This is a genomic window from Rhizobium sp. LjRoot258 (assembly GCF_964254185.1).
In the GTDB taxonomy this organism is placed as follows: Bacteria; Pseudomonadota; Alphaproteobacteria; order Rhizobiales; family Rhizobiaceae; genus Rhizobium.
In genome coordinates this window covers 126223-146262 of sequence record NZ_CAXUST020000002.1, presented here as the reverse complement: position 1 = coordinate 146262, position 20040 = coordinate 126223, and the positions used below count along the sequence as shown (strand labels likewise).

Below are 20040 nucleotides of genomic sequence, written 5' to 3'. Positions count from 1 at the left end.
TGGACCCGCCTATTCGGCGGGCTGGACTACGCCATGGGCTACGCGTCGGCGACCGGGGACCAGAACCGACCAGATGAACATCAGCGCGCTGATGAACACGAAAACGCCCGAACCGAGACGTACCCAGTAAAAGAGGCTAAGCTGGTCCTGCACTTCCATGTACGATTGGCCAAGCACGCGTTGCAGGTGGACCTGGATAATGCCGGCGAACGTCAATGCGAACGTCATCACCGACATTGCAGTGCACATGATCCAGAAGCTGCTGATCGAAAGCCACTGGTTATACGGAGCGCGGCCGCGGATCTGCGGGATGGCATACGCCATGGCTGCAAGGTTCAGCATCACGTAAGCACCGAAAAAAGCCAGGTGTCCGTGTGCGGCCGTGACCTGCGTGCCATGCGTATAGTAGTTCACCGACGACAGCGTGTGGAGGAAGCCCCAGACACCTGCGCCAAAGAACGCCATCACCGAGCAGCCGATCGACCAGAGGAGGGCAGCCTTGTTCTCGTGCTTGCGTCCTGCCCGCCAGGTCATGACGAAGGTGAACGCGACCATCGTGAAGAAAGGTGCGACTTCCAGCGTCGAGAACAGAGAGCCGATCCACTGCCAGTATCCCGGAGCGCCGATCCAGTAGTAATGGTGGCCGGTACCCAGGATGCCGGAGAAAAGCGCCAGGCCGATAATGACGTACAGCCACTTCTCCACGACTTCGCGGTCGATTCCGTTCAGCTTGATCATAAGGAAAGCAAGGACTGACGCCATGATCAGCTCCCACACGCCCTCAACCCAAAGGTGGACGACATACCACCAGTACATCTTGTCCAGTGCGAGGTTGACTGGGTTATAGAATGCGAACAGGAAGAAGATCGCCACACCCCAGAGTCCAAAAAGCAGGATGTTTGTGATTGTGGTTTTCCGACCTTTGAGAGCGGTCATCGTGACGTTGAAAAGGAACATCAGAGCAACGACTACGATACCGACCTTGATCGCAAACGGCTGTTCAAGGAACTCACGACCTTCGTGGATATGGAACAGGTATCCCACCACCGCGACGGCGGCCGCCACAAGGAATATCCAGAACTGCGCGATCGCGACCTTCGTGCTGTAGAGTTCCGTCTCGCATTCTTCGGGGAGAAGAAAATAGGTCGTCCCCATGAAGCCCATGAGGAGCCACACGATGAGCGCGTTCGTGTGGATCATGCGGACAATATTGAATGGAAGGTCAACGGACAGGGTGTTGGGCAGCACATAGATGGTGCCGGCCAGAACGCCAAACAGCAACTGCGCCATAAATAAGCCGAGCGCTCCGTAGAAGTAGAGCATGGCGACGCTTTGGGTTTTGTACTTCATTGGTTGATCCTCTCGCCTCTCAGCCGGCTTGGTTTGGCGGCCAATTCTGTGTCTTCATCTTGCTGACCCATTCGAGGAAGTCTGCGAGATCGTTCACTTCTTGGTCGGACAGGTTGAATTGAGGCATTTGCCTACGACCGTCGATGCCGGAAGGCTGTGCAGCCATCCACGCATGCAGCGCCTCACGTGCGCTGGCCGGATCCTTGTCGCCGCCCCAGCGGATCCAGACATTGGAAAGCTCCGGAGCGAAGTAGGCTCCTTCACCGTCTAGCGTGTGGCAATTGATACAGGCGTTCTTCTCCCAGATGTGCTTGCCTCTCGCCACGCTCTCGGTGAGTGTCGTTTCATCGGTCGACACCGTCCGGATGTAATAATGGCTGTGAGCTGTGAGGCCCACGAAGATCGCGAAGAAGAAGGCCGACCCGCCGTAAAACACGTTGCGGGCCGCGGTTTTTGTTAGGCGTTCAGCCATCGAATATCCTTTCATGTCATTGGGCGGAACCGCCGTGACGTCGGAAACCGAGCCATAGGCTCGCAGCGAACTGGATGGATGAAAGAGGCTGGACGGTCTTTGTTAATTCGCAAACACAAAGGCGATGGCGGCCACCCTGGCCACGGCGACAAGCAAAATCGTTGCAACCCAGATCATCAGCGCTGGGCGGAGGGGGGAATTACTCGATCGCAATCCTATGAAGTCGAGGACCACCAAGCGGGCCTTCATGCAGGCTATCAAAGCGGCAAAGACCGCCAGCGCCGGAAGGCGGGCGCTATTTGGGAGCATGAGCGAACCGGCGGCCACCGAGCACGTGAGTAGCAGTAATAGTAGAAGAGCGCGTGTTAGCGGGAGATGCGTCATCGTAATCCTCACAGAAGATAAATAACCGGGAAGACGACGAGCCAGACCAGGTCGATGACATGCCAGAGAGTAGTGATCAGATGCACATTCTCACGGGTGGGAAAGCGGGCGACTATTCCCAATACAAGGGAACCAAACAGAACGTGGAGTGCATGGAAGCCGGTTATCAGCAGATAGAGCTGGGTGAACGTATCTTCCGCAAAGACAGGAATTTGCTCTGTTCGGTACTCGTGAAGTTTCAACGTAACGAAAAGGATGCCGCCCGCTGCAGCTGCCAACAGCCAAAGACGCTGTCGGCATATTGTCCTTCCGGAAGCCGCCTTGGCGGCGGTCCAACCGCTGACCAGTAGGACGATTGTGTTTATCAAGGGAATAAGGCGATGAAGTTTCCCTTTTCCTGCGGCAAACTCGGTGGGATACAAAGATGCCGCCACCATGAACGCGAGAAGAAGCGCGCCAAAGGCTACCAACTCACTCCATGCCAATATCCATGTGAGGAGATCGCCGCTTCCGGCATCTTCATCTGAGGTATTTTTGTCGTATGCGATGGTTTCAGTCATCGCACCAATGTACGGTGCACCATGGATGGCTCTTTGACCGAACGCAAAGAACGGCCAATTCACTTCACTTAACCTATATTTGGCGAGCGCAGATGAGGCGGGGGCCTGATTGTCAGGCTGCTTCCGTCTGGACGGGGCTGTCCTGGCGCGTATCGCTGCTCTCCATCGCCTTGCGGATCAAACTCATGATTTCCCGCTCGCCGCGAATGTGTCTGCGCACAGAGCCAAAGAACGAACGCAGCTGGTATCCGACCGCATCCCAAGAAAGACGGCATCCGCCTTCTCTAAGAGAAATGAGCGTTTCGACAACTTCCTGAGCGGAATCATAGTCCAGTAACCTGCTCGTGCGCCGACGTTCATTGGCATCGAAATACTCGTCCTCCGTCATGATGAGGCCCAAACCCGTCGAAAGAAGACGCTCCTCAAATTGGTGGCTTACGAGCACCAACGGGACGAGCCCGTTCGTTATCGTATCGCAAAGCCTTTCATCAACCTGGCACGGTAGAAAGTCCGCGATCGCCTCTAAAAGGTCGCACCAAGCAATGAGCTGACCGTAGCAAGCCTCAAGCTCGGCGAAATCCTTCATCGTTGAATTTTCCATGGCTCTACCTCTGGAGAAACAAACTGGCGGCGATAGCGATGGCGGCAAGGCCTGCGGATATGACGCCGGTTCGCTGCAGGACACCCATGCGGTAGAGAGTAACTGCGAATAGCACGATTATTGGGGTTGCTATCGACAGTCCTACTTGTGCGTCGGTCATTGTCAGTCTCCTATGTGACGCAGCATAGGCTGGACCGTGAGCTGTCTCTTTGCTTTGGATCAAACTGGGTAAAATGGCAGCCCGCTGCGCCCGAACCTCGAACTGCTGCTTGGTTGCTCTATCTCAATGAGAGGAAATCCCCCCTCGTTATTGTTGCGACACTTTCGACCGCCGCCGAAAGGAATCTGTTTGGCAACGCGGTGGCAGGAGTTTTCCTATGGGTTCGTTTAGCGCGTGGCACTGGCTGATTGTGCTCGTGATCGTCTTGCTTCTGTTCGGGAAAGGAAAGATTCCCGAGCTGATGGGAGACCTGGCACAGGGTATTCGGCAGTTCAAAAAGGGCGTGGAGGACGAAAAGGAAGGTGAGCGGAATGGTTGACCTGCTACGCTGTCGGTTTCCTTCTCAAAACCGCTAGAGTCGCGACGAGTTGTCCCGCACACGTCTGTGCAAGGTTGCGGGTCTGCTCATCCTTGGACAGTTCGGCCCGGTCAAGATGATAGTCGAGCAACAGTTCAGCCAACGCTGCAGCCGAAAGCTCCAGCCTATTCGTTGAGCGCTCGATCTCCAGTGTCTGATCTCTCGACATGGCTATGCGTTCCCAAGCTTGTTGCGCGAAGGTCGCCAACTGATCCGATTTAGGATGGTGGGTTTTTATCAAGGTTTGGAGATGGACTTCGAGCTTGCGCTCGAGCTGGCTGATCGAAACCGTCTCTCTTGTGTGAGCTTTCTTCTGCAGATGGAAAGCCGAGCGGCGTTCGCGGCGAAGGGTCGATACATGACCAAGTTCCTCGCGGGCCATGCGTTCGGCAGCCTTGGCAATTTCCTGATTTGGCGCATGGGCGGATATGTAAGTCCAGAAGAGGAAGGCTCGTTCCTCGTTGCGCACAGCAACCGAAAAGGCAAGATAGGCGGAGAGGAGAGTGGGATCGGTGAGGTTCATTCCCTCGTCATCGAAGAGTTCGTCCGGGTGGGTCGCGGTGGCGCTCACCGACACCCCGATTTGAGCCGACCAATCCTCCACGGATGCGAGATGTCCACGCTCCTCGGCAGCCAATCTTTCAAACACTACCACGAGTTCCGACTTTCCTGACTCGCGCATGTGCTCGGCTAGCGCTTCGTAGCCGGCAACAGCCTCCAGTTCCATGACCTTTGCCGTTGCAAGCAATTCCGGCATCGAATGGATCGCGCCTGGCTCTTTGGTGAGTCTTGTCATCGTGTCCTCCGGTCACTTTGCCGTTCCACACAGGGTTACCAGAACGAAAGCATTCCAGTTTGACGCACATCAAAGAATGCGCATTCGCTCGCACCTAGTGTTGCAGCGGCAATCGCAAATGACTGGACGCGCGCAAAACATGTTTTCAAATTCGAAATCCGGGCTCCGAGCCTGTCTGCGCGCTTTGGTCGTGTTGACGGTCGCCGTCTTTTCGGCCGCTGCCTGCAATGCAGCCGACCAGCTAGCGACCTACATCCAAAAGGTTCAGCCCTCGGAACTTTTCGAGGGAGCGGACGGTTTTGGGCCGCCGCAAGGGGAACCCCCAATTGCACCGGTCCTGCGTGGCGGGAGTGTCCTGGGCTACGCCTACCTGAATTCCGATTTCACCGCGTCGACCGGCTACTCGGGCAAGCCGATCCACATCGTCGTCGGCATAACCGCTGATGGCGTCGTCCGCGGCATCAAGCTGGTGGATCATAAAGAGCCGATCGTGCTGATTGGGATCCCGCAAACCAGGGTCGTTGCGGCGCTGAACTCGATCATCGGCAAGGATCTCGGACGGGTGGCCGCGGGTCTCGATCGTCCGCCCCAAGTCGACATCGTCAGCGGTGCAACTGTAACCGTTCTGGTCATGGGGGACAGCGTCATCCGCTCGGCCGTCAAGCTCATTCGCTCCCACAGACTCGACAATAAAGGCAGTGCCCAGACCCCTGTCGTCTCCGAGGTGAAGCGTGTCGATGACGCAAAGACAGGGATTGAGGACTGGCAGGCTCTCCTTGGAGATGGCTCAATCAGAAGTCTTCGCCTTACCGTTGGCGACGTTTCAGAGGCGTTCCGAACCGCGAAACAGGATGCCGCTGCCAACAATCCGGAAGCCACTTCCGAAACCGAACGCTTCATCGATCTCTACGTCGCGCCTGTAAACGTACCGATCGTTGGTCGCAGCCTCTTGGGCGATACTCTCTACGAACGGCTACGGAAGCAGTTGAAACCCGACCAGTCCGCAATCCTCGTGGCGGGCGACGGAGCGTACTCGTTTAAGGGCTCGGGTTACGTCAGGGGTGGAATTTTCGACCGGATCGAACTCCTTCAAGACGGCCAGGGTCTCAGATTCCACGATCACGACCATACCCGCATTCCGACCCTTGCGGCGACCGGCTCTCCGAAGCTACGGGAAATCGCCCTTTTTGTTGTGCCGAAAGACTTCACCTTCAACATAACGGAGCCGTGGGAACTCCAGTTGTTGGTGCAGCGAACCGCCGGCGCAAAGAAGGCCGTACTGCCCTACAACGTTGGATATGCGCTTCCTGACCGCTACGTGAAGACCGATAAGGTCACCCAGATCGGGCCCACGGCCAATCCGTCCGCGCCAGCTGCCGAGACTTCTCCCGAGGCCGTTGGCAACGAGACGGAGCCTCAGCTCTGGATCAAAATCTGGGATGGAAGCCGCACGAAGATCGCAATTACGATAGGTGCCATCCTTACTCTTACCGCCATCTTCTTTTTCCAGGATTGGCTGGTCCGCCGCCCCAAGCTGTTCGGATACGTGCGCACCGGTTTCCTGGTATTCACACTGGTTTGGCTCGGTTGGTACGCGAACGCACAGCTTTCGGTCGTCAACGTTCTCACATTTGCCAACGCCGTGGTCTCGGGCTTCAACTGGCAGTTCTTCCTGGCAGCACCCCTGATCTTCCTTCTCTGGGCAGCGGGCGCGGCCGCTCTCCTGTTCTGGGGACGGGGTCCATTCTGCGGATGGCTATGCCCCTTCGGGGCCCTGCAGGAACTTACGAACGGCCTGGCCAAAAAGCTCGGCGTGCCCCAGGTGAAGCTGCCATGGGGTCTGCACGAGCGCCTCTGGCCGGTGAAGTACATGATCTTCCTGGGTCTCTTCGGCCTCTCGTTCTATTCCATGGCGCTGGCGGAGACATTTTCAGAAGTTGAGCCGTTCAAGACGGCGATCGTTTTGAAGTTCGCTCGTCAATGGCCCTTCGTTCTTTTTGCCCTCTCTCTGCTTGTCGCGGGCCTCTTCGTCGAACGCTTCTACTGCAGGTATCTGTGCCCTTTGGGAGCCGCGCTGGCGATCCCGGGCCGGATCAGGATGTTCGAGTGGCTCAAGCGGTGGCCCGAATGCGGCTCTCCCTGCCAGCGCTGCTCGAAGGAGTGCCCGGTCCAGGCCATTCATCCCGAGGGCCAGATCAACGTCAACGAGTGCATCTACTGCATGCACTGCCAAGAACTTTATCAGGACGATCAGCGCTGTCCGCACATGATCCAGGTGCGTCTCAAGCGAGAGAAATTCATGGCGCTCTCAACGCCTGAATCGCGGGGTGAAGCGCCTGCGAAAAAGCAGAAGGTCGAAGTCACCTACAAGGGTGCCCCTATCAAGAAAACAGAGTCCGCGCCGGACCAATCGGCGTGACATGTTCACAAAGGAGAAGGAAAAATGACGACAGAAGAGAAACACCCGCTGTTCAACAGGCGGCAGCTGCTGGGAACCACGGCATTCGCAGCCGCAGCTGGCGCAGCCGGCGTCGGCGGTGCGTTGACGCTGTCCGGTGCCACGGCGACCACTGCCCATGCCGAAGGTTTGAACCATGAAGTCAAGCCGGGCGAACTGGATGAGTACTACGTATTCGTTTCCGGCGGTCAATCGGGCGAGATACGAGTTGTCGGCCTTCCGTCGATGAGAGAACTCATGCGCATTCCGGTTTACAACCGTTGCAGCGCGACAGGCTGGGGACTCACCAACGAAAGCCGCAAGGTCCTCACGGACGGTCTTCTTCCGGAGACGCGCGAATTCCTGGCAACCCGCGGTGGCGTCCATCACAATGGCGACTTGCACCATCCGCATCCATCCTTCACCGACGGCACCTACGACGGGCGGTACCTGTTCGCCAACGACAAGGCAAATACGCGGGTCTGTAGAATTCGTCTCGACGTGATGAAGTGCGACAAGATCATCGAACTTCCAAACCAGCATACCGTCCACGGTCTGCGCGTCCAGAAATACCCGAAGACGGGCTATGTGTTCTGCAATGGAGAAGATCGCGTTCCAATCCCGAATGACGGAAAGGTTCTCGACGACGCCAAACAATATCACGCTGTCTTCACCGCCGTTGATGGTGAAACGATGAAGGTCGCATGGCAGATCATCGTCGACGGGAACCTCGACAACGTCGATGCCGACTATCAAGGCAAATACTGCTTTGCGACGTGCTACAACTCCGAGGAAGGTGTGAACCTTCCCGAGACGATGGCCAAGGACCAAGACTGGGTCGTTGTCTTCAATCTCAAAAGGATCGAAGACGCGGTCGCGCGTGGGGACTTCAAGAAAATCGGCGGCGTGCCGGTTCTGGACGGCCGCCATGGCTCCGCGTACACGCGTTACATTCCAGTCTCCAACAGCCCGCATGGCATCAATACAGCTCCGGACGGTATTCACGTTGTCGCCAACGGCAAGCTCTCGCCGACCGTGACGGTCTTTGACGTTCGCAAATTCGATGATCTGTTCGAAGACAAGATTAAGCCGCGGGATACGGTTGTCGCCGAACCCCAGCTTGGTCTCGGCCCGCTTCACACGGCCTATGACGGGAGAGGCAACGCATACACCACCCTGTTTATCGACAGCCAGGTCTGCAAGTGGAACATTGAAGATGCCATCCGCGCCTTCAAGGGCGAAAAGGTCGATCCGATCCGCCAGAAGCTCGATGTTCAGTACCAGCCAGGCCACAATCACACGTCGATGGGTCAGACCAAGGACGCGGACGGAAAGTGGCTGATCTCGCTGAACAAGTTCTCGAAGGACCGCTATCTCAACGTCGGCCCTCTCAAGCCAGAGAACGACCAGTTGATCGACATTTCGGGCGACAAGATGGTCCTCGTACACGACAACCCGACCTTCGCCGAACCGCATGACGCAACGATCGTGCATTCCTCGAAGATCAATCCGGTCAGCGTCTGGAACCGAGAGGATGTTTTCTTCGCCGACGCGGTCGCCCAGGCGAAGAAAGACAACATCGATCTCTTGTCGGATTCCGAGGTGATCCGGGATGGAAACAAGGTTCGCGTGTACATGACCTCCGCGGCTCCTGCCTTCGGTCTCGAGTCATTCAACGTCAAGCAAGGCGACGAGGTGACGGTCTACATCACCAACATCGACGACGTTGAAGACCTGACCCACGGCTTCTCGATCGTGAACTACGGCATCCAGATGGAGGTTGCTCCGCAGGCGACCGCATCAGTCACCTTCACCGCCGATAAGCCAGGCGTCTACTGGTATTACTGCTCGTGGTTCTGCCATGCGATGCACATGGAAATGCAGGGTCGCATGCTGGTTGAGCCGAAGGCGGTGTGATGCCTTCCTTTGGCAAAATAGCGCTCTTCGGGATGGCGGTCGCAACGACCGCCATCCCGACGTATGCGGCTTCGGCCGAGCGCCAACTGAGGTCGGGCAGTGACTTGTCACTGCAACGCGTTGTCGACGAAGCTGCTGACGGAGATCTGATACGATTGGCTCCCGGCAACTATCAGGGGCCTCTCACGGTCAGCAAGCGGATCGTGCTGGAAGGACAGCCGGGGGCGATCATCCTGGGCACTGGCAAAGGCAGCGTGATCACCATTTCCGCGCCCGAAGCCGTAGTTCGCGGACTGGAGATAAAGGGATCCGGTGTTGACCTTTCCGCGCTCGATTCCGGGGTCTTGGTGAGCCAGTCCGCAACCGGTGCGGTGGTTGAAGACAATACGATCGTTGGAAATCTGAACGGCATCTATCTGCACGGCGCTGCGCACTCTGTTGCCCAACGAAACCGGATCGTGGGCATGACCGCCGGTCGAATGAGCGAGGCCGGAAATGGAGTTTCGCTGTGGAACGCTCCCGGCGCAAAGATCATCGACAATGACATCAGCTTCGGAAAGGACGGCATTTCGACGAATGCCAGCAAGCGAAACCTTTTCAAGGGAAACCATTTCCGCAATCTCAGATTTGCTGTCCATTACATGTACACGAACGACAGTATGATCACCGGGAACGTCTCCGAGGGAAATCTCGTCGGCTATGCGATCATGTTTTCTAGCCGACTAACGATCACAAACAATGTTTCGGACGGTGATCGGGACCACGGGCTGCTACTCAATTTTGCAAACGGCTCGACCATCGCCCACAACAAGGTCGTTGGACGCCTCCAGACGTCGGACCGATGGGTGATGGGCGGCACGCGATCTGAAACCTCTGACATGCCTGTCATCGAGTCCGGCACCAGCGGCAGCCAGGACACGCGGCTAGGCCCTGAGAAATGCGTTTTCATCTACAATGCCAACCGCAATGTCCTTGAAGACAACCTCTTTCAGAACTGCGCCATCGGCATTCACTTCACAGCCGGCTCCGAAGGAAACGAGATTGTCGGAAACGCTTTCGTCGGCAATCAAACTCAGGTCAAATACGTGGGTTCGCGCTACCTCGACTGGTCGAAGAGCGGCCGCGGAAACTACTGGAGCGACAACCCGTCATTTGACCTGAATGGCGACGGCATCGGAGACAGTCCGTATCGTCCAAACGACATCGTTGACACGGTTCTGTGGACTGCTCCACAAGCCAAGATTTTGACGACGAGCCCGGCAGTACAGATCATTCGCTGGGCACAGGCCCAGTTTCCCTCTTTACTCCCCGGCGGCGTAATCGACAGCAAGCCGCTGATGGCTCCTCCTGCTGAGAAGGACGGACTATGATGACGTCGACAATTTCCCTGGCAAACGTCTCGAAGGTCTACAGCGACGTTCCCGCCATCGAAGACATTTCGTTTACGCTGGACGAAGGCGAACTGGTGGCCCTTGTGGGTCACAACGGAGCGGGCAAGACCACACTCATCAAGGCGATCCTTGGTCTCATTCGGCCTACTGCCGGAACCGTCCGGGTGCTGGGAGAGGACTCCGTGTCCGGCAATCTGGGCGTCCGGAAGGAAGTCGGATACCTGCCGGAAAGCGTATCCTTTCATCTGGCGCTGACAGGCCGGGAGGTTCTTTCCTTCTACGCCAGATTGAAGCGCGTTCCCCTGGACCGTTGGCAGAACCTGTTCGATCAGGTCGGACTTTCCCAGAGCGCTGCCGACAGGCCGGTGAGAACCTACTCCAAGGGAATGCGTCAGCGACTGGGACTGGCTCAAGCGCTGTTGGGAAAGCCGCGGCTTCTCCTTCTCGACGAGCCGACCAGCGGGCTGGATCCGGCGCTTCGAAGGAGTTTTTACGACTTGATCTTGGAGTTCAAGCGCGAGGGGACAACGGTCTTGCTTTCTTCACATGCACTCAGCGAGCTGGAGGAAAGGGCTGAACGCGTTGTCATCGTGAACCAAGGACGCAAGATTGCCGACGGCACACTTGACGAGCTTCGGCGCGTCGCCTGCCTTCCGACCCACATCCGGTTCAAGCCGAGCGCCAGCGCAGCTGTCGACACGTGGTCGAACGGTTCGGTCAAATGGCTGGAAAGAAAAGACCAGTTTCTGGAGGCCGATGTGGATCACAAGGAAAAGATAGCCGTCCTATCGGCCGTGACTTCGGATCCCGCCGCGTTGACCAGCATGACGATCATCGAACCCACTCTCGACGATGTGTATGCGCATTTCCTTCAAGGACAGGGGACACGGCCGTGAACAATATCCTGATCATTGCGCGTAAAGAGATACAGGAGGGCCTCAGAAACCGCTGGGTAGTCGCGGTAACACTCCTGCTTGCCTCACTCGCGTTGACACTTTCGTTTCTTGGAAGCGCGCCGACTGGAAATGTCGGAGCCGGTCGCCTCGACATCGTGATTGTCAGTCTTGCAAGTCTGACGATCTTTTTGGTTCCGCTAATCGCTCTGCTTCTTTCGCACGACGCCATCGTCGGGGAAATGGAGCGCGGCACTCTGCTTCTTCTTCTAAGTTATCCGGTGGGACGCAAGCAGATCGTGCTTGGAAAGTTCCTAGGTCATACTCTGATCCTGTCTGTCGCGACGTTCCTGGGATACGGAGCGGCCGGTGCCGCACTGGTTGCCGCCGGAACTCCTGTTGATCCCGCCAGCTGGATCGCATTCGGTTCGATGATTGGATCCTCCATCCTCTTGGGAGCGGTCTTTATTGCGATCGGCTATCTGGTGAGCGCGTCCGTCAGCCAGCGCAGTACGGCGGGTGGCATCGCTTTGGGAATCTGGCTGTTTTTCGTGATCATTTACGACATGGGTCTGCTTGGCGCGCTGGTCTCGACAAAGGGGGAGGGATTTTCTTCAGGCATGCTGAGTGCGCTTCTCATGGTTAATCCCACGGACACTTACCGTCTTCTCAATCTCGGATCAGAGACGGCCGGGTCGGTATCGGCGATCGCCGGAGTCGCGGCCAATTCAGTCCTGACGCCTGGACTGCTGGTTGTTTCACTCCTCCTTTGGGCCGTTATCCCCCTTTCGCTCGCAATGCTTCGTTTCTCCAGGAGGGAACTGTGACCCGCCCTATCGCCATATCATTCGTGCTCGCGGCGCTTTTTCTCACCGGCTGCGAAAAAGCCGAAACGACAGTTCCGAAGCCGATCGAACTAACCTCGGACGCCGTCGATCATTTCTGTGGAATGAACGTTCTGGAACACCCCGGTCCGAAGGGGCAGATCATCCTGCGGAGTGGCGGGCAGGCAGTCTGGTTCAGCTCGTCACGCGATGCGGTGGCTTTCACGAGGCTTCCCGAAGAACCAAAAGATATCGCTGCCTTCTATGTGTCGGACATGAGCCACGCCAACAGTTGGGAAGACCCCGGAAGTCGGAATTGGATCGAAGCAAAGCGAGCCTTCTATGTCGTGGGGAGCCAGGTTCACGGCGGCATGGGCGCGCCGGAGACGGTTCCATTCTCAGTCCGCGCGGACGCCGACGCCTTCGTGCGGAAGAATGGAGGCAAAGTGTTGATATTCGAGGAAATCGAGGATCGCGATGTTCTCCAATCGACGCTCGCGCCATCGGCGAATGCAGAGGTAGGCAACAATGGCTAAGTTGGTCACGCGACGGCGCGCCGTATCAATCTTTGCAGCCGTGGCAGGGCTTCCTTTGCTTGGCCCAGGCACGTCCGCAAGAGCATCGGCGTCGGCGTTCGTGTGGAGCGGTCAGGCTCTCGGTGCTCCCGCGAAATTGATCTTGAACGACCATGACGCAACAAGGGCTCACCGCCTGATCGATTCCATCGTGACCGAAGTGGCGCGGCTGGAGAGGATTTTCAGCCTGTACCACGAAGATTCGAGCATTGTCGAACTGAACCGAGTTGGAGGACTCGCCTCGCCGCCGCCGGAATTACTAGCTCTGCTCGGCAAATGTTCGAATTTCTGGGAAGCGACAGGTAGACTCTTCGATCCGACTGTTCAGCCGGTCTGGGCGCTTTATCGCGATCATTTCGCATCCGCAAATGTCGGCGAAAACGGCCCGGATGCGAGTGTTCTGAACGCTTGCCTTGGCCGCGTCGGTTTCGACGCCGTAAGGTTCGGTTCCGGCCGCATCGCATTCGCCCGACCTGAAATGGCGCTGACGCTCAACGGCGTGGCCCAGGGGTTCATCACTGACCGCGTGGTCGACATCCTGCGTGATGCAAGGATCACAAGCAGCCTGGTTGATATGGGTGAAGAGCGTGCGGTCGGAGTTCAGTCGGACGGAACCCCGTGGCGAATTGGTCTTGCAGCCGAAGAAGACAGTTCGGAACCCGATACGGTTCTACGCATCGTCAATCGAGCGGTAGCGACCTCGAGCCAGACCGGCTTCGTCTTCGACGAGCAAGGGAGGTTCGGACACATCCTCCATCCGAGAGTGGGCGCAATGCCGGGAATTTACCGACGGGTAAGCGTGGTCGCGGACGATGCCGCCACAGCCGACGCGCTCTCGACCGCATTCAATCTGATGGAAATAGACGCGATACGGGACACGCTCGGCAAATTCCCAAGCATCTCCGTGGATCTGATCGGCACAGCCGGAAACCGCCAGCAGCTTGGTCGCCCCATTTAAGCATTCCCGCTCGGGCTCGCTTCCCGTCCGGCGCGCTCGCGATCGACCATGAGGGCAAGATCGTGGATCATGCGGAACAGGGACAATTGCACGAAACGGCGAAACCACCAGTACACGGTCTGCCACGGGGGAAAGTTCACCGGCAGTATCCGCCAGAACCCCGTCCGTGCCAGATATCGGATGCCATTCAACACCTCGCGCAAATCAACACCCGGCGACGGCCGGTCTTCCGGGGCTTCGGCAGAAGCCCTTCAACCTGCGACCATTCCTCGTCTGTTAGATCCGTCGGGTAACGGCGGGTCTTCTTCTCGATGGCGGCCACCCGGACCTGTTTCGCTGCTGAACCGCCACCCTGTGTTCAAACGGTCTCTTAGGCTGCTGACGGCGGCTTTCGCGGGCGACCCGGCCCGGGTTGACGACCTAATCGTGCTTAGCGAGAACGCGGCCGACCGTGGAGGGATGGACCTCGAACAGGCAAGCCGGCCTCGGACGCACTCGCTGACATTGGTCACTCCTCGCCATTTGTCTTCGTATTGCGCTCAGCTGAGTTCTTGGGCGAGTCCGATGAGAAGCCCTTCGGGCCCACGGATATAGCAGAGCCGATACGCGTCTTTGTACTGGACTACTTCGCCTACGAGCTGCGCGCCGCGCGTGCGGAGCCTTTCAAGCGTCTCGTCGATGTCGTCCACGGCGAACATGACGCGGAGGTAGCCTAGGGCGTTGACCGGGGCGTTCCGATGATCTGCGACGACAGGCGGCGTGAGGAAGCGGGAGAGCTCGAGCCGGCTGTGGCCGTCCGGTGTGCGCATCATGGCAATCTCGACGCGCTGATCGCCCAGTCCAGTGACACGTCCGGCCCATTCTCCTTCGATCGTGGCCCGCCCTTCGAGCTCGAGGCCGAGTTCGCGAAAGAAATCAATCGTCCCTCCGAGGTCTTCGACGACGATTCCTACGTTGTCCATCCGCTTGAGCGCCATGTTTCCAATCTCCGAGGTGTCGTTCCAATCTACAAGGTGTCGTCTAGTCGAACAACGGACGCTTGAGGTGCCTCCCCAACACCGGCGGCCATCCGGGCCCGATTCGCTGCTGTCCACATCAGAAGGTATGGACCGCCTCAAACCGCCACCCAGTTTTCAAAAGGTCTCTACGATCGATGCCTACACACGGGTCCGCCCCGTGCCCGGCCAGCGCTAGTTGGCCAAGCAACCCTCGAGGTGCACGGAGGTGAAATCGTCAACGAGGACTTCGACGTCGACCAGCCAGCCTCTCGGATCGCCAATCGGCAGACCCGTTGTCATCCAGCCGCCTTGAGGGGCTTTCGCAAGCTCGAACTTCATTGGCTCGACCCCCATCTGAGGATTCTTCAGTCGCAGAATGACTTCCGTGGATTCGAGCATTCCGAAATCGGGACCCATCACCGCGACGTTGATGCTCTTCAGTCCGTCAGGCTGGCCTCCGAGTTCGATCTGAGCCATCGCCTTTTCGGAGTGGAGATGCAAGGAAATGGCACGGGGAGGCGGTGTAAATTGCAATTGCTGCGGTCCTCCGAAACGCCAGAGGGAGGCAGCGCCGACAATCGCTATTGCCAGCACGATTTCGCAGCCGATACTCCGACGCAACCGTATGCCCGCCGTCAGGTCTCCATCCAAGGCCGGACCGGTGAGCCAGAAGCGATTGTACGCTGCTAGGACGCATAATGCTGTCACCAAGCCGATCTTGACGACCAGGACGCGGCCCCACAGTGACGCGAAAATCTGGCCAATATTCGGAAGCTCGATGAATGCGAGGGTCGCGCCTGCGGCGATCAAGACAAGGAAGGGCAGGGGAATCGCCCTTGAAAACCGGCGCAGGGATATTTGATTCCGGGGTATTTGACTAAGCCGCCAGAGCGGCAACAAGCTTCCGATCCAGGAAACAAGCGTCGCGTTATGGAGGAAAATCGCGGCCTTCGCGAGCCAGTAAGGGCTGGCAACACCGCTGTGACCGCCGTACGCGAATGCAGATGCAAGCGTCGCAAGGGCGATGATGGAAACAGCACGGCTGCTACTCCCTCCGAGCGGGAGCGAAACTGCGACAAGAGAGAACAGGATGAGCGCAGCCGAAATGGCCGATCCACCCGAAGCAGCCTCAATGAGTGGCTCGATCCCGGCAAAGGCAAGACCTAGTCCGAGTTCATCCAGCCCCCGGACGTAAAGTCCCACGATCAGCAAAACGATGCCGGGGAGGATGACGAGAGAGGAGTTGGTGCGCAAGACGCCATCAGAACCGAGCCATCGGCTGAAAACCGAGCCGCCGACGACGGCTGCCAGATAAAGGACGGTGAGCGCATGCACGAGCCAGATCGCCGCCATCAAAGATCGAGCCGCCGTCTTCGATGAGACGTCGCCCGCACCGGTCGATGGCGATCCTATGTGAAATACGAGAGAGCCTCCCACCGGGTGACCGTCCTCGGATTCCACGCGGTAGCTGACGATTACGGTGCCACGCTCCGCTTCAGGAAGGCTCAGGCTAACATCAGCACCCGCCGTCTTTGATGCCAGATCCTTGCTGACACCCTTCGCATCGGTCGCGGTTGCCCGAATGATCCGTACAGGTTCATTGAAGTGAAGTTTAACATCTGCCGGCGGTTTCGCGAGAATCTCGTTGCTCGCCGGAGAGGAACTTGAAAGTACGGCATGAGCGAGCGCGCCAGTCGGCATGCCCGTAGCGAGTAGAAGGAGGATCACTCCCTTCTGGAGGAGGTAAGTCGCCCAGGTTTGAACCGTTCGGGGAAACATGAGCGACTGCTCGCTTTGCCTTAGGTGCGGGGCTGCTCGATTACATCGAAGTAAGGTGCCGGTGTCTCGTAATCGTCGGAAGACTTGCCCGCTGCGGGAATTTCAATCCAACGTTCGACAGCGCCGTCTGTGCATTCCTGGACGACAGGAACGTATATTCGGGTCCCTAGCGGGATTTCTTTGGCCACAGTCGCGCGAAACACGAATTCATCATACTCGTCGTCGGCGAGAGTGCCGCCGGTCCAAACGATTTCGGTAACGCCTTCGTTGACCGGCTTGCCGTACAGGTCGTAGCTCTTTTCGTAATTTGCCCTGGCCTTTTCGGTGGTCCAGCCGGGCTTCGGCATCGGCTTCGCGGAAAGAAGCCCCTCCGGAATTTTCACGCGGACCTTGATTGTGGATTTTCCTTCACAACCGTGTCCCACTCGGAGGACGGCCTTGTAAGCTTTGCCGGACGTGGCCTGGTTTTGCTCCAGCGTGATATGAGCGCTGGCCGTACTGGCAGCACACAAGGCCGCCACCAGTGCGAGTGTAACATGCTTGATCATTGTGGCCTCCACGTGCGGGCGGGGCGCGGTTGCGCCACCATCCGCCCTACGGGTTTGTTGGATTATTGGGTTACTTGCGCGAGGTCGACATCGAGCCGCTTGCGTACCATGTTCGGAACCTTGGCGGCCTTGATCGCGTCCAGATTTGCTGGCTTGTCGCCGACCTGAATGAGCGCGACCATGCCCATGCCTGCGTGAGGCGTGCATTTCACAACGTAAGCACCCGGCACGTCGAATTTCGCCTGATACTGTTCGCTCGGCTTCGACTTGAAGTCAGCCGCGCCTTCAGGAATTAGCCCCTTGAACGTTTCGACATTGTGGCTTTTGTCCGTCGGTACGAATGTGACGGTGTCGCCGGGTGCTACCTTGATGAAGCCAGGTTCGAAGACCATTGCGCCTTCTGCACCCTTGTTAAGCATCTGAACCTGGTGGTCGGCCGCCATCAGCGGCGCTGCCGAAACAATCAGGGCTGCCGTTGCAGCGATCAGACCGACTTTCAAACGCATTTCCTTATCTCCTTTGGTTCGAGATCATGTCGACCTCGTGAGTTGGGATACGACATTCAAAACTCGCGATCTTTGACGCTCGTCAAACTCGGCGACATCGGCAGAAAACTTCGGCATCACGGAGCAGCGACATGTCAGGGTGTGCCTCTGCCGGCGTGCGTTTCCTACCCAAAGTGCGGGGCCCGCGCTATTTTCATTTGAAACGTTCGAGGTGGGAGCCATGCGACGGCTGCTTGCATCGGTAGCGTTGTTTTTCGCGGCGACAATGGCGGCCGCGGGTGATCCCTTGTTCGATGCCGTCACGGCTGGAGATATCCCCGCCGTCGAGCAAGCACTGGCTGCGGGCGCCGATGTCGACAGCCGGGCACGCGACCGTGCAACACCTCTCATCACCGCCGCCTCGCAGACCGGCTCGCCATAACCGAATTGCTGATTGGCAAAGATGCCAACGTCGTGGCCCGAAATTCGGGCGGCTTTATGCTTTCGCGGCTGTACTGTCAGCCGATACTGCGTCGCTGACCGTTAGACTTTGCTGTCGAGGACTGACCGCACAAGTAACGCAAGGTCTCTGGCCGTGTAGGGCTTGCGAAGCCAGTGCGTGTTCGCAATCGCATTCTTTCCAGCCAGGCTTGGTTCCGAATATCCAGAGGTGAACAGCACGCAGAGCGATGGTCTCCGGGAGCGCGCCTCCTTCGCCAGTTCATCGCCGGTAACCCCACCTGGCATCACGATGTCGGTGAACAGCAGAGCAATTTCGTCATTGGTTCCCAGTATTTCGAGGGCCCGATGAGCGTTGTCCGCTTCCAAAACGGTGTAACCCATCGATGACAGTCTGGCCACCGCGACCCGGCGCACACGAGCATCATCTTCAACAACCAGGATGCTTTCATCCCCTCGAGGAAGTGCTGGGGAAGGCTGTTCCATTTGCGGGTCATCACCCGCTCCGCGGCTCTCGGCTTTTTCTGCAGGCAGATAGATTCTAACGGTCGTTCCCCGTCCGACTTCGCTGTAGAGCTGGAGGTGACCGCCCGACTGTTTAACGAAGCCGTAGACCATGCTCAGCCCAAGTCCCGTTCCGGACCCGACATCCTTGGTCGTGAAAAAAGGCTCGATGGCGCGCTTCTTGACCTCGTCGGTCATTCCGATACCGGTATCCGTCATCGACACGAGGACGAACTCGCCGCTACGTATTTCGGGATACATTTTCGCATAGTCCGCGTCCAGGCGCACTCTCGAAATTTCCGTCGTCAGCGTCCCTCCGCGAGGCATCGCATCGCGAGCGTTGAGGGCTATGTTGAGGAGCGCGTTCTGCAACTGTGAGGCGTCCACGAGGGCATGGACGTTCGAACCCGAAATGACTGTCCGGAGTTCGATGTTTTCCCCGAGCGTCCTCCTGAGCAGATCAGAGAATCCCGTGACAAGTTGGCCGAGATCGGTCTTTTTCGGGTTCAGCGGCTGGCGTCTTCCGAACGCAAGCAATTGACCAGTGAGCTTTGCCCCGTCAGCGGTGGCATCCTGGGCTTCGCGAAGAAGGTCCATTACCGTGCCTGGAGAAAGCTTGTCCTCGATCATCTCGAGGTTGCCGCTGATAACTGTCAGAAGATTGTTGAAATCGTGGGCTATCCCGCCCGTCAGTTGACCCACCGCTTCCATCTTCTGGGCCTGCCTGAGGTCTTCCTCGATCTTGTATCGGCTCGTCAAATCCCTGATGAACCCCGTGAAAATCCGATGTCCGTTGGCGGTGGTTTCGCCGACATGCAGTTCCATCGGGAAAAGGGTGCCGTCGGCCCGCTGTCCGGTCACGACGCGCCCATAACCGATAATGCGCTTTTCGCCGGTTGTCAGATAATGATCGATGTAGCCGTCGTGCTCGTCGCGATACGGATTTGGCATGAGGCAGCTGACGTTCTTGCCACAGACCGTGTCGGAAGGCATGCCGAATAGCTCTTCGGCCGCCTTGCTGAAGGAGGTAACCGCTCCGCGCTCGTCGATGACGACCATCGCGTCGGGAACCGTCTCGAGGATTGAGCGGAGATGAGCTTCGCGAGCGTTGACGACGTCCTGCGCTTGCTTCAGCTCAGTGATGTCGTTGTTCGTCTGGATCACCGCTGAACTGCCGTCCGGCAGGTTGACCATGACGCAACGAGAAGCAACATGGACCGCCCGACCTGACTTATGGCGATGGACTAGCTCGCCCTGCCAGAAGCCACGCGTCCGCAACTGGCTGGGAATATCGTCCACGGGTTCGGGCAGCACTGGTTCGAGCAGATCCTGAACGTTTTGACCGACCACCTCGTCGCGGGTCCAACCGTACATGTTTTCGCAGCCGATCGACCAATGGGTGATCGTCCCATCAAATCCATGGATCAATATGTCAGCACCATCCAGAATGTGGACCATCGCGTCTAGCTCGTGATGCGAAGCTGTTCGAGGCGATACCAGTCTATGGGGCATGGAAGCTGACCTTGTCATA

At 57.7% G+C, this 20040-nt stretch carries 20 protein-coding genes and 2 pseudogenes; 9 read left to right on the top strand and 13 right to left on the bottom strand.

Annotated features, from left to right (window positions below; all coding sequences use genetic code 11):
- Window positions 1-9: 9 nt before the first annotated feature.
- From ACSQ9D_RS21555 to ACSQ9D_RS21530, 6 genes are all read right to left on the bottom strand, one after another.
- The gene (locus tag ACSQ9D_RS21555; RefSeq protein ID WP_436284016.1) at window positions 10-1350 is read right to left on the bottom strand and encodes a cbb3-type cytochrome c oxidase subunit I; all 1341 of its coding nucleotides are present in this window, start codon (window positions 1348-1350) and stop codon (window positions 10-12) included.
- A 19-nt stretch (window positions 1351-1369) separates the two neighbouring features.
- On the bottom strand, window positions 1370-1822 hold the full coding sequence (locus ACSQ9D_RS21550) for a c-type cytochrome (RefSeq protein ID WP_436285133.1): 453 nt from the start codon (window positions 1820-1822) through the stop codon (window positions 1370-1372).
- Between the two features lie 102 nt (window positions 1823-1924).
- Entirely contained in the window at window positions 1925-2206 is a 282-nt protein-coding gene (locus ACSQ9D_RS21545) for a cytochrome C oxidase subunit IV family protein (protein ID WP_436284015.1), read from the bottom strand.
- A gap of 8 nt (window positions 2207-2214) precedes the next feature.
- Window positions 2215-2766, bottom strand: coding sequence for a cytochrome c oxidase subunit 3 (locus ACSQ9D_RS21540; RefSeq protein ID WP_436285132.1), 552 nt, complete (start codon window positions 2764-2766; stop codon window positions 2215-2217).
- 112 nt (window positions 2767-2878) lie between these two features.
- On the bottom strand, window positions 2879-3367 hold the full coding sequence (locus tag ACSQ9D_RS21535; protein WP_436284014.1) for a hypothetical protein: 489 nt from the start codon (window positions 3365-3367) through the stop codon (window positions 2879-2881).
- A 4-nt stretch (window positions 3368-3371) separates the two neighbouring features.
- Window positions 3372-3527, bottom strand: a complete 156-nt coding sequence (locus ACSQ9D_RS21530; protein ID WP_436284013.1) for a hypothetical protein — start codon at window positions 3525-3527, stop codon at window positions 3372-3374.
- 217 nt (window positions 3528-3744) lie between these two features.
- Between ACSQ9D_RS21530 and ACSQ9D_RS21525 the strand changes: the two genes are divergently transcribed.
- Window positions 3745-3906 carry a twin-arginine translocase TatA/TatE family subunit gene (locus tag ACSQ9D_RS21525; protein WP_436284012.1) on the top strand — a complete coding sequence of 54 codons (162 nt, stop codon included), beginning with the start codon at window positions 3745-3747 and terminating at the stop codon, window positions 3904-3906.
- A 4-nt stretch (window positions 3907-3910) separates the two neighbouring features.
- On the opposite strand, the gene ACSQ9D_RS21520 is transcribed toward ACSQ9D_RS21525, so the two are convergent.
- Window positions 3911-4741, bottom strand: a complete 831-nt coding sequence (locus tag ACSQ9D_RS21520; RefSeq protein ID WP_436284011.1) for a ferritin-like domain-containing protein — start codon at window positions 4739-4741, stop codon at window positions 3911-3913.
- Between the two features lie 139 nt (window positions 4742-4880).
- Here ACSQ9D_RS21520 and ACSQ9D_RS21515 point away from each other — a divergent pair, with 139 nt between their 5' ends.
- Genes ACSQ9D_RS21515 through ACSQ9D_RS21485 form a run of 7 tightly spaced genes read left to right on the top strand, consistent with a single transcriptional unit; the run spans window position 4881 to window position 13736 of the window.
- A complete protein-coding gene (locus ACSQ9D_RS21515; protein ID WP_436284010.1) occupies window positions 4881-7160 on the top strand; it encodes a 4Fe-4S binding protein in 2280 nt (759 codons plus the stop codon).
- Window positions 7161-7184: 24 nt separating this feature from the next.
- Complete coding sequence (gene nosZ, locus ACSQ9D_RS21510) at window positions 7185-9095, top strand: TAT-dependent nitrous-oxide reductase (protein WP_047521934.1); 1911 nt, start codon at window positions 7185-7187, stop codon at window positions 9093-9095.
- Complete coding sequence (locus ACSQ9D_RS21505; RefSeq protein WP_436284009.1) at window positions 9095-10465, top strand: nitrous oxide reductase family maturation protein NosD; 1371 nt, start codon at window positions 9095-9097, stop codon at window positions 10463-10465. Before nosZ ends, ACSQ9D_RS21505 begins: the two co-directional genes overlap by 1 nt.
- Window positions 10465-11382 (top strand): ABC transporter ATP-binding protein, encoded by a 918-nt coding sequence (locus ACSQ9D_RS21500; protein WP_436285131.1) that lies wholly within the window; start codon window positions 10465-10467, stop codon window positions 11380-11382. The genes ACSQ9D_RS21505 and ACSQ9D_RS21500 overlap by 1 nt, the downstream gene beginning before the upstream one ends.
- Window positions 11379-12206, top strand: coding sequence for an ABC transporter permease (locus tag ACSQ9D_RS21495; RefSeq protein WP_436284008.1), 828 nt, complete (start codon window positions 11379-11381; stop codon window positions 12204-12206). Before ACSQ9D_RS21500 ends, ACSQ9D_RS21495 begins: the two co-directional genes overlap by 4 nt.
- Window positions 12203-12739, top strand: a complete 537-nt coding sequence (locus ACSQ9D_RS21490) for a nitrous oxide reductase accessory protein NosL (RefSeq protein WP_047521938.1) — start codon at window positions 12203-12205, stop codon at window positions 12737-12739. Before ACSQ9D_RS21495 ends, ACSQ9D_RS21490 begins: the two co-directional genes overlap by 4 nt.
- Window positions 12732-13736, top strand: a complete 1005-nt coding sequence (locus ACSQ9D_RS21485) for an FAD:protein FMN transferase (protein ID WP_436284007.1) — start codon at window positions 12732-12734, stop codon at window positions 13734-13736. Before ACSQ9D_RS21490 ends, ACSQ9D_RS21485 begins: the two co-directional genes overlap by 8 nt.
- Window positions 13737-13744: 8 nt before the next feature.
- Here the strand turns inward: ACSQ9D_RS21485 and ACSQ9D_RS21480 are convergent.
- From ACSQ9D_RS21480 to ACSQ9D_RS21460, 5 genes and pseudogenes are all read right to left on the bottom strand, one after another.
- Window positions 13745-14058: pseudogene (locus ACSQ9D_RS21480) on the bottom strand (transposase); the annotation flags it as partial.
- Between the two features lie 217 nt (window positions 14059-14275).
- Window positions 14276-14713 carry a VOC family protein gene (locus ACSQ9D_RS21475; RefSeq protein WP_074072220.1) on the bottom strand — a complete coding sequence of 146 codons (438 nt, stop codon included), beginning with the start codon at window positions 14711-14713 and terminating at the stop codon, window positions 14276-14278.
- 213 nt (window positions 14714-14926) lie between these two features.
- On the bottom strand, window positions 14927-16513 hold the full coding sequence (locus ACSQ9D_RS21470; RefSeq protein ID WP_436284006.1) for a copper resistance CopC/CopD family protein: 1587 nt from the start codon (window positions 16511-16513) through the stop codon (window positions 14927-14929).
- A 20-nt stretch (window positions 16514-16533) separates the two neighbouring features.
- Entirely contained in the window at window positions 16534-17061 is a 528-nt protein-coding gene (locus tag ACSQ9D_RS21465) for a YcnI family copper-binding membrane protein (RefSeq protein WP_436284005.1), read from the bottom strand.
- Window positions 17062-17123: 62 nt separating this feature from the next.
- Window positions 17124-17567 carry a pseudoazurin gene (locus ACSQ9D_RS21460; RefSeq protein ID WP_436284004.1) on the bottom strand — a complete coding sequence of 148 codons (444 nt, stop codon included), beginning with the start codon at window positions 17565-17567 and terminating at the stop codon, window positions 17124-17126.
- A 220-nt stretch (window positions 17568-17787) separates the two neighbouring features.
- On the opposite strand from ACSQ9D_RS21460, the pseudogene ACSQ9D_RS21455 reads away from it, so the two are divergent.
- Window positions 17788-18044 (top strand): annotated as a pseudogene (locus tag ACSQ9D_RS21455) (ankyrin repeat domain-containing protein); the annotation flags it as partial.
- A gap of 45 nt (window positions 18045-18089) precedes the next feature.
- Here ACSQ9D_RS21455 and ACSQ9D_RS21450 read toward each other — a convergent pair.
- Complete coding sequence (locus ACSQ9D_RS21450; protein WP_436284003.1) at window positions 18090-20021, bottom strand: PAS domain S-box protein; 1932 nt, start codon at window positions 20019-20021, stop codon at window positions 18090-18092.
- Window positions 20022-20040: the final 19 nt, after the last annotated feature.